The sequence below is a fragment of the Enterobacter genomosp. S genome, from assembly GCF_001631805.1.
Taxonomy (GTDB): Bacteria; Pseudomonadota; Gammaproteobacteria; order Enterobacterales; family Enterobacteriaceae; genus Enterobacter; species Enterobacter quasihormaechei.
In genome coordinates, this window is sequence record NZ_LVVA01000012.1 from 25,661 (window position 1) to 39,421 (window position 13,761).

Below are 13,761 nucleotides of genomic sequence, written 5' to 3' on the forward strand. Positions count from 1 at the left end.
CGTTTTTCTTACTGCGAATCGCTTACTGTTTCGCGCCTTCTACCGCTTCGCGAGCCAGTTTAGTGATGCGATCCCAGTCGCCCGCTTCCAGCGCATCCGCAGGAACCAGCCAGGAGCCGCCGATGCACAGCACGCTTTTCAGCGCCAGGTAGTCGCGGTAGTTGGCCGGAGAGATACCGCCCGTTGGGCAGAAACGCACCTGCGAGAATGGACCCGCAATCGCCTGCAACGCTTTGGTGCCGCCGTTCGCTTCAGCCGGGAAGAATTTAAACTCTTTCAGGCCGTAATCCATGCCCAGCATCAGTTCAGAAACGGTGCTGATACCCGGGATCAGAGGAATAGTGCCTTCGGTCGCGGCTTTCAGCAGCGGCTCGGTCAGACCCGGGCTGATGGCAAACTGTGCGCCCGCTTCGGTCACTTCCGCCAGCTGCTGCGCATTCAGAACCGTACCTGCACCAACGATCGCGTCCGGCACTTCTTTGGCGATAGCGCGGATCGCATCCATCGCACAGGCAGTACGCAGGGTCACTTCCAGAACGCGAACGCCACCCGCAACCAGCGCCTTCGCCATCGGGACAGCGTGCTCCAGTTTATTTACCACAATAACCGGCACGACAGGGCCAGTGGTCAGGATTGCTTCTGCACTTGTTTTCCAGTTTTTCATCAGAGTTTTCTCTCGCCAGATCGTTAAAATCAAGTCGTCTTAAAACGTAATACAGGTTGCGCCCTGCTCCGCACCGGAGAGTTTCTCGCGCAACGCACCAAACATTTCACGTCCGGTACCCACGCGCGACGCGCTCAGGTCAGGAATATGTGGCTGACGTGCCGCCAGCTCTGCTTCATCCACCAGCAGGGTTAACTCACCTGTCTGACCGTTAACGCGGATCATGTCACCATCACGGACTTTCGCCAGCAGGCCACCGTCGTAGGCTTCCGGGGTGACGTGGATAGCTGAAGGCACTTTACCGGATGCCCCGGAGAGGCGTCCATCGGTGACCAGCGCAATTTTGAAACGGCGGTCCAATAATACACCAAGCGGCGGCATAAGTTTATGTAATTCTGGCATCCCGTTCGCTTTTGGTCCCTGATGACGCACAACGACCACGCAGTCTTTATCCAGCAGACCCGCGTCAAAGGCAGGTAAAACGTCGTGCTGGCTTTCGAACACCACGGCCGGAGCTTCAATTACCTGATTCTCTTCCGGCACGGCAGAGGTTTTCATCACCGCACGCCCAAGGTTACCGCTCAGCACTTTGGTGCCGCCGTGAGGAGAGAACGGTTTCTCGAAGGTGGCAATGACCTGCGGATCGAGCGAGTCGCTCGCCCCTTCACGCCAGTCCAGCTCACCGTTGTTCAGCCATGGCTCAAGGGTATAGCGATGCAGGCCAAAGCCCGCCACCGTGTTGACATCCTCATGCAGCAGGCCGCCTTTAAGCAGCTCGCGCATCAGCACCGGCACGCCGCCCGCCGCCTGGAAGTGGTTGATGTCCGCCGGACCGTTCGGGTACAGACGCGCCATCAGCGGCACCACGGAGGAGATATCGGAGAAGTCATCCCAGTTAATCAGAATGCCCGCCGCGCGCGCCATTGCGACCAGGTGCATGGTGTGATTGGTTGAACCGCCAGTTGCCAGCAGGGCAACGATCCCATTGACGATGACCTTTTCATCCACCATTTTGCCCATCGGCATCCATTCGTTGCCGTTACCGGTCAGGCGCGTGACCTGACGGGCTGCGGCTTCGGTCAGCGCCTTACGCAGCGGCGCGTCCGGCTGAATGAACGAGGAGCCCGGCAGCTGCATCCCCATAAACTCCACCACCATCTGGTTGGTGTTGGCCGTACCGTAGAATGTACAGGTGCCCGGCGCGTGGTAGGACGCGGCCTCCGCTTCCAGCAGCGCCTTACGATCCGCTTTTCCTTCGGCATACAGCTGGCGAATGCGCACTTTTTCTTTATTTGGCAGACCGCTTGCCATCGGGCCTGACGGCACAAAAATCGCTGGCAGATGGCCAAACGACAGCGCGGCCATCACCAGCCCCGGGACGATTTTGTCGCACACGCCCAGATAGAGCGCGCCATCAAACATATTATGCGAGAGGCCAACCGCCGCAGACATGGCGATCACTTCGCGGCTCAGCAGCGACAGCTCCATGCCGTCCTGCCCCTGGGTGACGCCGTCGCACATGGCCGGCACGCCGCCCGCGACCTGGCCCACCGCGTTCACGCTGTGCAGCGCGTTGCGAATGATGTTCGGGTAAACCTCGTACGGCTGGTGGGCAGAGAGCATGTCGTTATAGGAGGTAATGATGGCGATGTTGTTACGCAACATGCTTTTCAGCGCGTCTTTATCGCCAGGCTGACAGGCGGCGAAGCCGTGAGCCAGATTCCCGCAGGCCAGCTGCGAGCGGTGGACCGTTTCGCTCTTCGCCTGTTCGATGCGGGCGAGGTAGGCAGAACGGGTCTCTTTCGAGCGCTCAATTATGCGTTGTGTTACGCGTAACAATATCGGATTCATAAAAGCTCCTCTAATTTATCTGTCCGAGCTCGGGAGTTTACACAGGTTCTGACGGTTGTTAACAACGCTGAAACGCCTGTTATCCGGAGCGCAGGGGCAAAATGTCTAAGGGGAGTGTAATAAAAAAAGCTCCGCGGGTGAATCCACGCGGAGCTTAAAAAGTAAAAATGATGCCACTTGCTGTGTTAGATCATGTTACCGGTAAAATAACACCTATGGGCTAGAGGGCTTTACTCAAATTCGTTCCAGGAGCGGCCATCGCGGGTGATCATCGCAACGGAGGCGACAGGCCCCCATGTTCCCGCCTGATACGGTTTTGGCGCATCCTGATCGGCAGCCCACGCTTCGGTAATGGAGTCGACCCATTTCCACGCCTCTTCCACTTCATCGCGACGCACGAACAGCGCCTGGATACCACGCATGGTTTCCAGCAGCAGACGCTCGTAAGCATCGGCCAGATGCGTCTGGTTGAAGGTTTCAGAGTAGCTCAGGTCCAGCTTGGTGGTTTGCAGGTTGTGCTTGTGATCAAGACCCGGCACTTTGTTCAGGATCTGAATATCCACACCCTCGTCCGGTTGCAGACGGATGGTCAGTTTGTTCTGCGGCAGCTCCTGCCAGGATTCTTTGAACAGGTTCAGTTCCGGGTTTTTGAAGTAGACTACCACTTCGGAGCATTTTGCCGGCAGACGTTTACCGGTACGCAGGTAGAACGGCACGCCGGCCCAGCGCCAGTCGTCGATATCCACGCGGATCGCCACAAACGTCTCGGTATTGCTGGACTTGTTCGCGCCCTCTTCTTCCAGATAGCCAGGAACTTTTTTCCCCTGGGCAAAACCTGCGGTGTACTGACCGCGAACGGTTTTCTCACGCACGTTGGAGCGGTCGATACGGCGCAGTGATTTCAGCACTTTCACTTTGGCGTCACGAATGCTGTCGGCCGTCAGATCCGACGGAGGAGACATGGCAATCATGCACAGAATTTGCAGCAGGTGGTTCTGGATCATGTCGCGCATCTGACCGGCCTGGTCAAAGTAACCCCAGCGGCCTTCGATACCCACCTCCTCCGCTACGGTAATTTCCACATGGTCGATGGTGCGGTTGTCCCAGTTGTTCACAAACAGGGAGTTAGCAAAGCGCAGCGCCAGCAGGTTCAGAACCGTCTCTTTGCCCAGATAGTGGTCAATACGGTAAACCTGGCACTCCTCAAAGAACTCGCCGACCTGGTCGTTGATTTCACGAGAGGTTGCCAGCGACGTGCCCAGAGGCTTTTCCATCACCACGCGCGCCGGTTTGGCGTTCAGCTTCGCTTCGCCCAGACCTTTGCAGATGGCGCCGAAGGTGCTTGGCGGCATGGCGAAATAGTTAATGGTGACGCGATTTTCCTGGTCCAGCATTTCACCCAGACGGGTAAAGGCGCCTACATCGTTGACGTCCAGGTTGCAAAAATCGAGGCGCCCGCTCAGTTTATCCCACAGGCTTTCATCGATTTTTTCTTTCATGAACGTTTCGAGCGCCTCGCGCACGACTTTGGTATAAGCTTCCTTATCCCAGTCGGCGCGCCCTACCCCAAGGATTCGGGTGTCAGGATGGATCTGGCCCGCTTTTTCCAGCTGATACAGGGAAGGCAGCAATTTTCGGCGTGCAAGATCGCCTTTCGCGCCGAAAATGACCAGGTCACATGCCTGGGCTGTTTGCGTTACCGCCATGTCATTCTCCTCAGTTAGATCGCCTGGTACTCTGCCAGGTATCGTTGTAATTTTATTACAATGCACTGTACTGCTTTTACGCATTTCCTGAAACCATTAGCGCTTAACGTCACGTGCGATACGGCGATTTTTCGTCGTCCGGGCCTCCAGGCCCGTCTAATGTCGCAACAAACGTCGATTCTTTGCGCAACGGAGTCAGGGCAAAACCCGACGTCGATCAAGTAATGAAAAAAAACAACAACATTTCTTGTCGACGGTTACCCTTTCGGGAGTCCCGGGGGTAATATCGGCTAAATCGAATCAGGGTTTCATCTCGGTATGAAATCGTTTATGCCCTCATGAGCGTCTTGTTAACAATGAACATGCTGGAAAAAATCCAGTTTCAACTGGAACACCTTAGCAAATCCGAGCGCAAAGTGGCTGAAGTTATTCTCGCCGCCCCCGCTCAGGCGATTCATTCAAGCATCGCCGCTCTGGCACAGGAATCGGGCGTCAGCGAACCGACGGTTAATCGATTCTGTCGTAGTCTGGACACGCGCGGCTTTCCTGATTTTAAACTGCATCTGGCACAAAGTCTGGCAAACGGCACCCCATATGTTAATCGCAATGTGGACGAAGACGACAGCGTAGATGCTTACACGGCGAAAATATTTGAATCGGCAATGGCGACGCTCGACCACGTGCGCCAGTCTCTGGATATGAGTTCGGTGAACCGCGCGGTTGATTTGCTCACTCAGGCCAAACGGATTGCCTTCTTTGGCCTTGGCTCGTCGGCTGCCGTGGCGCATGACGCCATGAATAAATTCTTTCGCTTCAACGTGCCGGTGATTTATTCCGATGACATTGTGCTGCAACGCATGAGCTGTATGAATTGTAGCGAAGATGATGTCGTGGTCCTCATCTCCCACACGGGCCGCACCAAGAGCCAGGTTGAGCTGGCACAGCTCGCGCGTGACAACGATGCGATGGTCATCGCCCTGACGACGGCGGGTACGCCGCTGGCCCGGGAAGCGACGCTCGCCATTACCCTGGACGTACCGGAGGACACCGACGTTTACATGCCGATGGTCTCCCGCCTGGCGCAGTTGACGGTCATTGACGTGCTGGCGACCGGTTTTACCTTACGCCGGGGTGCAAAATTCCGGGATAACTTGAAGCGGGTCAAGGAAGCCCTGAAAGAATCGCGTTTTGATAAAGAATTGCTTATAAAGAGCGATGTTCCCTAATAACGACGAAGTACGATTTACGGCATTCGGTCCCCTCGCTACTGCCTTGCAATAGATGAAGTCCGATTCAATGTTCACGCAACACCAAAGTTGTTTCAGTCAACGGAGTATTACATGTCCAGAAGGCTTCGCAGAACCAAGATCGTTACCACCTTAGGCCCGGCCACTGACCGCGATAATAACCTTGAGAAGATTATCGCCGCAGGTGCCAACGTGGTGCGTATGAACTTCTCTCACGGTACGCCAGAAGATCATAAATTACGTGCCGATAAAGTGCGTGAAATCGCAGCTAAACTGGGCCGCCACGTTGCTATCCTCGGCGATCTTCAGGGTCCAAAAATTCGCGTATCGACCTTTAAAGAAGGCAAAGTCTTCCTCAACATCGGTGACAAATTCCTGCTGGATGCCAACCTGAGCAAAGGTGAAGGCGATAAAGAGAAAGTGGGTATCGACTACAAAGGTTTGCCTGCTGACGTTGTGCCAGGCGACATCCTGCTGCTGGACGACGGACGCGTACAGCTGAAAGTTCTGGAAGTTCAGGGTATGAAGGTGTTCACGGAAGTGACCGTCGGCGGCCCGCTCTCCAACAACAAAGGCATCAACAAGCTCGGCGGTGGCCTGTCTGCCGAAGCGCTGACCGATAAAGACAAGGCGGATATCGTGACCGCAGCACAGATCGGCGTAGATTACCTGGCCGTCTCCTTCCCGCGCTGCGGCGAAGATTTGAACTATGCTCGCCGTCTGGCGCGCGACGCGGGCTGCGATGCGAAAATCGTTGCGAAAGTTGAACGCGCGGAAGCAGTCTGCGACCAGGACGCGATGGATGATGTGATCCTGGCGTCTGACGTCGTGATGGTTGCCCGTGGTGACCTGGGTGTAGAAATCGGCGATCCTGAGCTGGTCGGCATCCAGAAAGCGCTGATCCGTCGCGCGCGCCAGCTGAACCGTGCGGTGATCACCGCCACCCAGATGATGGAATCCATGATCACCAACCCAATGCCGACCCGTGCGGAAGTGATGGATGTGGCCAACGCCGTGCTGGACGGTACCGATGCGGTGATGCTGTCAGCCGAAACCGCTGCCGGTCAGTACCCGGCGGAAACCGTGGCCGCCATGGCGCGCGTCTGCCTGGGCGCAGAGAAGATCCCAAGCATTAACGTCTCCAAGCACCGCCTGGATATCCAGTTCGACAATGTGGAAGAAGCGATTGCGATGTCCGCGATGTACGCCGCAAACCACCTGAAAGGGGTCACGGCAATCATCACTATGACCGAATCTGGCCGTACCGCGCTGATGACATCCCGCATCAGTTCCGGCCTGCCGATCTTCGCCATGTCCCGTCACGAGCGTACGCTGAACCTGACGGCGCTGTATCGCGGCGTGACGCCGGTGCACTTCGACAGCACTAACGACGGCGTGGCCGCTGCGCACGATGCGGTAAATCTGCTGCGTGACAAAGGTTACCTGGTGTCCGGCGATATCGTTATCGTGACGCAGGGTGACGTGATGAGCACCATCGGCTCAACCAACACCACCCGCGTACTGACCGTAGAGTAAGACCCGATCCCCTCTCCCCTAAGGGAGAGGGTTTCCTATTTCTTAGGGAACAGCTCTTTACGCTTGTACGGCTCCGTTTCGCCAGGCTTACGCGTTTTGAGCAGCTTAAGGATCCACGTATATTGCTCTTTATGCGGCCCCACCAGCACTTCCACCTCTTCATTCATACGGCGCGCGATGGTGCGATCGTCTGCGGCCAGCAGATCGTCCATCGGCGGACGTACCTCAATGCTCAGGCGATGCGTTTTACCGTCATACACCGGGAACAGCGGGATCACGCGGGCGCGACAGACTTTCATCAGGCGACCAATCGCGGGTAGCGTTGCTTTATAGGTCGCGAAGAAATCAACAAACTCGCTGTGCTCAGGGCCGTGGTCCTGATCGGGCAAGTAGTAGCCCCAGTAGCCCTGACGCACGGACTGAATGAAGGGCTTGATGCCATCGTTACGGGCGTGCAAACGTCCGCCAAAGCGACGGCGAACGGTATTCCAGACGAAATCGTAGATTTTGTTTCCCTGATTATGGAACATCGCCGCCATTTTCTGGCCCTGCGAGGCCATCAGCATCGCCGGAATGTCGACTCCCCAGCCGTGCGGCACCAGGAAAATCACCTTTTCATCATTGCGACGCATCTCGTCGATGATCTCCAGCCCTTTCCAGTCAACGCGGTCAACGATCTTCTCCGGCCCTTTCAGCGCCAGTTCCGCCATCATCGCCATCGCCTGTGGCGCGGTGGTATACATCTCATCAATAATTGCTTCGCGTTCGGCGTCGGTTTTATCCGGGAAGCAGTACAGAAGATTGATTTGCGCACGACGGCGCGCGCTTTTTCCTAAGCGGCCTGCCAGTCGCCCTACCTTGCCGAGCACCGGATCGCGGAGGGAAGCAGGTAGCAACGCCATGCCAGCAAACGCGTATACGCCAAGCCAGGCGCCCCAGTTACGCGGGTGGCGAAAAGATTTTTCAAACTCGGGAATGTACTCAATATTGTTTTTTTTGGTTTCCATGCGGGTTCCAGGGTCTGGTGACGCAAAAATATATTCAGATAGTGTAGCGAGGCAGCCGTCCGCGTACAAAAGAAAAAGCCGGCGCACACTGACGCCGGCTTATTTTTGAGGATGTTAGCTTAGTCGAAGCGCAGCTGTGGCATCACCTCTTTCACCTGCGCCAGGTAATCTTTGCGATCTTTTCCGGTCAGCCCTTCGGTGCGCGGCAGCTTCGCCGTCAGCGGGTTAACCGCCTGCTGGTTGATCCACACTTCGTAGTGCAGGTGCGGGCCCGTCGAACGGCCAGTGTTCCCGGACAGCGCGATGCGGTCGCCACGTTTCACTTTCTGGCCCGGTTTGACCAGCAGTTTACGCAGGTGCATGTAGCGGGTGGTGTACGTACGACCGTGACGGATAGCAACGTAATAGCCAGCAGCGCCGCTGCGTTTCGCCATCACCACTTCACCATCCCCTACCGCCAGCACTGGCGTACCCTGCGGCATGGCGAAGTCAACGCCACGGTGCGGCGCTACGCGGCCCGTTACCGGGTTCAGACGACGCGGGTTGAAGTTGGAGGAGACGCGGAACTGTTTAGCCGTTGGGAAACGCAGGAAGCCTTTTGCCAGGCCCGTACCGCTGCGGTCATAGAACTTACCGTCTTCCGCACGAATGGCGTAGTAGTCTTTGCCATCTGAACGCAGACGCACACCCACCAGCTGGCTCTGCTCGCGCTTGCCGTCCAGCATTTCGCGGGACATCAGGACAGAGAACTGATCGCCTTTTTTCAGTTTGCGGAAATCCATCTGCCACTGCATGGCTTTGATCACCGAGCTGATTTCAGCGCTGGTCAGGCCGGCATCGCGTGCACTGGAAACAAAGCTGCCGCCAACGGTCCCTTTCATGACGCTATTCACCCAGTCGCCCTGCTGCATTTCACTGGTCATTTTGAAACCGTTTGCCGTACGATCGTAGGTGCGGGTTTCGCGACGGGACATTTCCCAGGTCAGACGTTGCAGATCGCCATCCGGGGTTAAGGTCCAGGAAAGCTGCTGACCAATTTTCAGATTACGCAGTTCTTTATCGGAGGCGGCAAGCTGGCTGATGTTGCCCATGTCGATACCGTACTGGTTCAGCACGCTGCTCAGCGTGTCGCCCGTCGAGACCACATATTCATGAATGCCGGCTTCATTCTGGATTTTATCATCCAGCTCGTCCTGGGGAATCGCTTCATCTTCCTGAGCGGCCTGATCGATAGGCTCGCTGGCCTCGGGCAGCAGAGAGCGGATTTCGCTCTTCTCCAGTTCGATGGTTTTGATGATAGGGGCAGAACTCGGGTGGTAAACATAGGGCCGCCAGACGGCGACCGCTAAGGTGAGAACTGTAAGCGACCCCAGCATAACGCGGTGGGGTCGAGGCAGATTGTTAAATGCCAGGGCGACAGAGCGGGCTATCTGTTGCACGTATTCACTTCCTCGTTAATCTCCTTTCAGGCAGCTCGCATACTGATTCGCCAGTTGGCTGAGGAACTGCGAATAGCTCGCTTTGCTCAACTGGATGTTCGTACCTAGCGGGTCAAGGGTTCCCATGCGCACGGATGTTCCCCTGGCCACGGCTTCTACGACCGCTGGCCTGAACTGTGGCTCAGCAAAAACGCATGTCGCTTTTTGCTCAACCAACTGTGTTCTGATTTCATGTAAACGCTGCGCACCAGGCTGAATTTCAGGGTTGACGGTAAAATGCCCCAGCGGGGTCAGACCGTAATGTTTTTCGTAATAGCCGTAAGCATCATGAAAAACGAAGTACCCTTTTCCTTTAAGCGGTGCGAGCTCGTTACCTACCTGTTTATCGGTTACGGCTAACTGAGCCTCAAAATCCTTCAGGTTGGCGTCGAGTTGGACTCGACTTTGCGGCATAAGTTCTACTAATTTGTCGTGGATTGCAACCGCTGAAAGCCGCGCTATCTCTGGGGAAAGCCAGAGATGCATGTTGTACTCGCCGTGATGGTGATGATCGTCACCTTTTTCGTCGTGAGCATGACCGTGGACATGTTCGTGACCGTCGTCCTCAGATCCTTTCATGAGCAACGGTTTTACACCGGACAGCTCACCAATCGCCACCTGTTTCGTGGCGGGAACCTGTTTCGCCGTTTTCTGCATGAAGGCTTCCATCTCAGGACCGATCCAGACAACTAAGTCCGCGTTCTGTAAGCGTTTTACGTCGGACGGGCGCAGGGAATAATCGTGCTCGGAGGCGCCGTCAGGCAGCAGAACCTGGGTCTCCGTGACCCCATCGGCGATGGCCGCGGCGATAAAGCCTAGCGGTTTAAGCGAAGCGACAACGGCAGCGTTAACATCTTGTGCGGTTGTACCCCAAAGTGCAGCGGATAAAGCAGCGAAAAGAAGCGTATTTTTCTGTAACATAATGCGACTAATCATCGTAATGAATGTGTGGGATGTGATATTATAACATTCGATAACTTCTGCAAGCTTAAATTGACATGACGACTTTAGTTTCTCTTGAAAATGTGTCGGTCTCATTCGGCCAGCGCCGCGTCCTTTCTGACGTGTCGCTGGTTCTGAAGCCCGGCAAAATACTGACGCTGCTCGGCCCTAACGGGGCGGGTAAATCAACGCTGGTGCGCGTCGTGCTAGGCCTGGTCACGCCTGATGAAGGGCTGATCGCCCGCGAAGACAAGCTGCGTATCGGCTATGTGCCGCAAAAACTGCATCTCGACGCCACGCTGCCCCTGACGGTGAGCCGCTTCCTGCGCCTGCGCCCCGGTACGCGAAAAGCGGATATCCTCCCGGCACTGAAGCGCGTTCAGGCGGGCCACCTCGTTGATGCCCCTCTGCAAAAGCTTTCGGGCGGGGAAACCCAGCGCGTATTGCTTGCCCGCGCCCTGCTCAGCAGCCCTCAGCTGCTGGTGCTGGACGAGCCGACGCAGGGCGTTGACGTTAACGGTCAGGTTGCGCTGTACGACCTCATCGACCAGCTTCGCCGTGAACTGAACTGTGCGGTGCTGATGGTTTCCCATGACCTGCATCTGGTGATGGCGAAAACCGACGAAGTGCTGTGCCTGAACCACCACATCTGCTGTTCCGGTACGCCGGAAGTGGTGTCAATGCATCCTGAATTTATCTCCATGTTTGGCCATCGTGGCGCCGAACAGCTGGGCATTTATCGCCATAATCACAATCACCGCCATGATTTACAGGGACGAATTGTCCTGCGTCGGGGAAATGGACACTCATGATTGAACTGTTACTGCCCGGCTGGCTGGCCGGGATTATGCTTGCCTGCGCCGCGGGTCCACTCGGCTCGTTTGTCGTGTGGCGCAGAATGTCCTATTTCGGCGATACGCTGGCCCATGCTTCCCTGCTGGGCGTCGCGTTTGGTTTGCTGCTGGACGTGAACCCGTTCTATGCGGTGATAGTCGTCACGCTGCTGCTGGCCGCCGGTCTGGTCTGGCTGGAAAAACGCCCTCACCTCGCAATTGATACCCTGCTCGGCATTATGGCGCACAGTGCCCTGTCGCTGGGCCTGGTGGTGGTGAGCCTGATGTCAAACATCCGCGTTGATCTGATGGCCTATCTGTTTGGCGATCTGCTTGCCGTTACGCCCGAGGATCTGGTTTCCATTGCCATTGGCGTAGTAGTGGTGCTGGGCATACTACTGTGGCAGTGGCGAAATTTGCTGGCGATGACCGTCAGCCCGGATCTGGCCTTTGTCGACGGCGTGAAGCTTCAGCGCGTGAAGCTGCTGCTGATGCTGGTCACGGCATTAACCATTGGCGTGGCGATGAAGTTTGTCGGGGCACTGATTATCACGTCGCTGCTGATTATCCCTGCCGCCACGGCGCGCCGTTTTGCACGTACACCAGAGCAAATGGCCGGTATCGCGGTGGTTATCGGGATGATCGCCGTCACGGGCGGGCTAACCTTCTCGGCGTTTTATGACACGCCGGCAGGACCGTCGGTGGTATTGAGCGCGGCGGTGTTGTTTGTTTTCAGTATGATGAAAAAGACGGCGCAGTAACAGCATGTCCCCGGTAGCGCTTCGCTTACCGGGGCTACAAAAACGTTCCGCCACCCGGCATGATTTAAGGCATCGCCGGTGGCGTTATCCCGAAATGATTCCACGCTCGCACCGTCGCCATACGACCGCGCGGGGTACGCTGTAAGAAGCCCTGCTGGATCAGATACGGCTCCAGCACGTCTTCAATGGTTTCACGCTCTTCACCAATCGCCGCCGCCAGGTTATCCAGCCCTACCGGCCCGCCAAAGAACTTATCCAGCACCGCCAGCAGCAGCTTGCGGTCCATATAGTCAAAGCCTTCGGCATCCACGTTCAGCATGTCCAGCGCCTGGGCGGCAATCTCAGCCGATATGGTGCCGTCGTGCTTCACTTCGGCGAAGTCGCGCACGCGGCGCAGCAGGCGGTTGGCAATACGCGGCGTACCGCGGGAACGCTTCGCCACTTCAAACGCCCCCTCTTCACTCATATCCAGCCCCATGTAGCGCGCGCTGCGGCCCACAATGTGCTGGAGATCGGGCACCTGATAAAATTCCAGACGCTGGACGATGCCAAAGCGGTCGCGCAGCGGAGAGGTCAACGACCCGGCGCGCGTCGTGGCGCCAATCAGGGTAAACGGCGGCAGATCGATTTTAATGGAGCGCGCTGCCGGCCCTTCGCCAATCATGATATCCAGCTGGTAATCTTCCATTGCCGGATAGAGCACTTCCTCCACCACTGGCGACAGACGGTGGATTTCATCGATAAACAGCACGTCGTGCGGTTCAAGGTTGGTCAGCATCGCCGCCAGATCGCCCGCTTTTTCCAGCACCGGGCCGGAAGTGGTACGTAAATTTACGCCCATCTCGTTGGCGACGATGTTTGCCAGGGTGGTTTTACCTAAGCCCGGCGGACCAAAAATCAGCAGGTGATCGAGCGCATCGCCGCGCAGCTTTGCCGCCTGGATGAAAATCTCCATCTGGGAACGAACCTGCGGCTGGCCGATGTACTCATCCAGCAGTTTTGGACGGATCGCGCGATCCACCACGTCATCTGGCTGAATGGTGCCTGCCGATACCAGGCGGTCTGCTTCAATCATCCTTTACCTCACAATGCAGCGCGCAGCGCTTCACGAATCAGGGTTTCACTGCTGGCATCCGGTTTAGCGATTTTGCTCACCATCCGGCTGGCCTCCTGAGGTTTATATCCCAGCGCTACCAGCGCGGCAACCGCTTCCTGTTCGGCATCGTCATCCGTCGCTGGCCCGCCCGGTGAAGTCAGCACCAGATCGGCGGCCGGGGTGAACAGATCGCCATGCAGGCCTTTAAAGCGGTCTTTCATCTCGACGATCAGGCGCTCGGCGGTTTTCTTGCCGATGCCCGGAAGTTTAATCAACGCAGCCGGATCTTCGCGCTCAACGGCGTTCACAAACTGCGGGGCTGACATACCGGATAAAATCGCCAGCGCCAGCTTCGGCCCGACGCCGTTGGTTTTGATTAATTCACGGAACAGGGTGCGTTCCTGTTTGTTATTGAAGCCGTACAGCAGCTGAGCGTCTTCACGCACGACAAACTGGGTAAAAACAATCGCCTCTTTGCCCGCGTCGGGCAGCTCGTAGAAGCAGGTCATCGGCATATGGACTTCATAGCCCACGCCACCCACTTCCAGCAGCACTAACGGGGGTTGTTTTTCAATGATGATGCCTCTGAGTCTGCCTATCACGTGACGCTCCTGCGTTCTGGAAAAGTGTTAACTGGCGA

Annotated in this window: 12 protein-coding genes; 4 read left to right on the forward strand and 8 right to left on the reverse strand. The window is 56.5% G+C overall.

Going from position 1 to position 13,761, the window contains the following annotated elements; translation table 11 throughout:
• Nucleotides 1–22 precede the first annotated feature (22 nt).
• The 3 genes from kdgA to zwf all read right to left on the reverse strand — a co-directional run bounded on the left by kdgA (nt 23) and on the right by zwf (nt 4,221).
• Nucleotides 23–664: a bifunctional 4-hydroxy-2-oxoglutarate aldolase/2-dehydro-3-deoxy-phosphogluconate aldolase gene (gene kdgA / locus A3466_RS07810; protein ID WP_063450105.1), complete on the reverse strand. Its 642-nt coding sequence runs from the start codon at nt 662–664 to the stop codon at nt 23–25.
• Between the two features lie 39 nt (nt 665–703).
• Nucleotides 704–2,515, reverse strand: a complete 1,812-nt coding sequence (gene edd, locus A3466_RS07815; protein WP_063450106.1) for a phosphogluconate dehydratase — start codon at nt 2,513–2,515, stop codon at nt 704–706.
• A 230-nt stretch (nt 2,516–2,745) separates the two neighbouring features.
• Nucleotides 2,746–4,221 carry a glucose-6-phosphate dehydrogenase gene (zwf, locus tag A3466_RS07820; protein ID WP_003859771.1) on the reverse strand — a complete coding sequence of 492 codons (1,476 nt, stop codon included), beginning with the start codon at nt 4,219–4,221 and terminating at the stop codon, nt 2,746–2,748.
• 356 nt (nt 4,222–4,577) lie between these two features.
• On the opposite strand from zwf, the gene A3466_RS07825 reads away from it, so the two are divergent.
• Nucleotides 4,578–5,447, forward strand: coding sequence for a MurR/RpiR family transcriptional regulator (locus tag A3466_RS07825; protein WP_063450107.1), 870 nt, complete (start codon nt 4,578–4,580; stop codon nt 5,445–5,447).
• Between the two features lie 114 nt (nt 5,448–5,561).
• A complete protein-coding gene (pyk, locus tag A3466_RS07830; protein WP_010432595.1) occupies nt 5,562–7,004 on the forward strand; it encodes a pyruvate kinase in 1,443 nt (480 codons plus the stop codon).
• Nucleotides 7,005–7,039: 35 nt separating this feature from the next.
• On the opposite strand, the gene lpxM is transcribed toward pyk, so the two are convergent.
• The 3 genes from lpxM to znuA form a co-directional block, all read right to left on the reverse strand.
• Nucleotides 7,040–8,011, reverse strand: coding sequence for a lauroyl-Kdo(2)-lipid IV(A) myristoyltransferase (gene lpxM, locus A3466_RS07835; RefSeq protein WP_063450108.1), 972 nt, complete (start codon nt 8,009–8,011; stop codon nt 7,040–7,042).
• Between the two features lie 119 nt (nt 8,012–8,130).
• Nucleotides 8,131–9,450 (reverse strand): murein DD-endopeptidase MepM, encoded by a 1,320-nt coding sequence (mepM, locus tag A3466_RS07840; RefSeq protein WP_006811031.1) that lies wholly within the window; start codon nt 9,448–9,450, stop codon nt 8,131–8,133.
• Between the two features lie 15 nt (nt 9,451–9,465).
• Nucleotides 9,466–10,410 (reverse strand): zinc ABC transporter substrate-binding protein ZnuA, encoded by a 945-nt coding sequence (gene znuA / locus A3466_RS07845; protein WP_063450556.1) that lies wholly within the window; start codon nt 10,408–10,410, stop codon nt 9,466–9,468.
• Nucleotides 10,411–10,487: 77 nt separating this feature from the next.
• Here znuA and znuC point away from each other — a divergent pair, with 77 nt between their 5' ends.
• Both znuC and znuB read left to right on the forward strand, forming a co-directional pair.
• The gene (znuC, locus tag A3466_RS07850; RefSeq protein ID WP_063450109.1) at nt 10,488–11,243 is read left to right on the forward strand and encodes a zinc ABC transporter ATP-binding protein ZnuC; all 756 of its coding nucleotides are present in this window, start codon (nt 10,488–10,490) and stop codon (nt 11,241–11,243) included.
• Nucleotides 11,240–12,025, forward strand: a complete 786-nt coding sequence (gene znuB, locus A3466_RS07855) for a zinc ABC transporter permease subunit ZnuB (protein ID WP_063450110.1) — start codon at nt 11,240–11,242, stop codon at nt 12,023–12,025. The genes znuC and znuB overlap by 4 nt, the downstream gene beginning before the upstream one ends.
• Before the next feature lie 64 nt (nt 12,026–12,089).
• Here znuB and ruvB read toward each other — a convergent pair whose 3' ends face one another.
• Both ruvB and ruvA read right to left on the reverse strand, forming a co-directional pair.
• Complete coding sequence (gene ruvB / locus A3466_RS07860) at nt 12,090–13,100, reverse strand: Holliday junction branch migration DNA helicase RuvB (protein WP_003859753.1); 1,011 nt, start codon at nt 13,098–13,100, stop codon at nt 12,090–12,092.
• Nucleotides 13,101–13,108: 8 nt separating this feature from the next.
• Nucleotides 13,109–13,723 (reverse strand): Holliday junction branch migration protein RuvA, encoded by a 615-nt coding sequence (gene ruvA / locus A3466_RS07865; RefSeq protein ID WP_023312236.1) that lies wholly within the window; start codon nt 13,721–13,723, stop codon nt 13,109–13,111.
• Between the last annotated feature and the right edge of the window lie 38 nt (nt 13,724–13,761).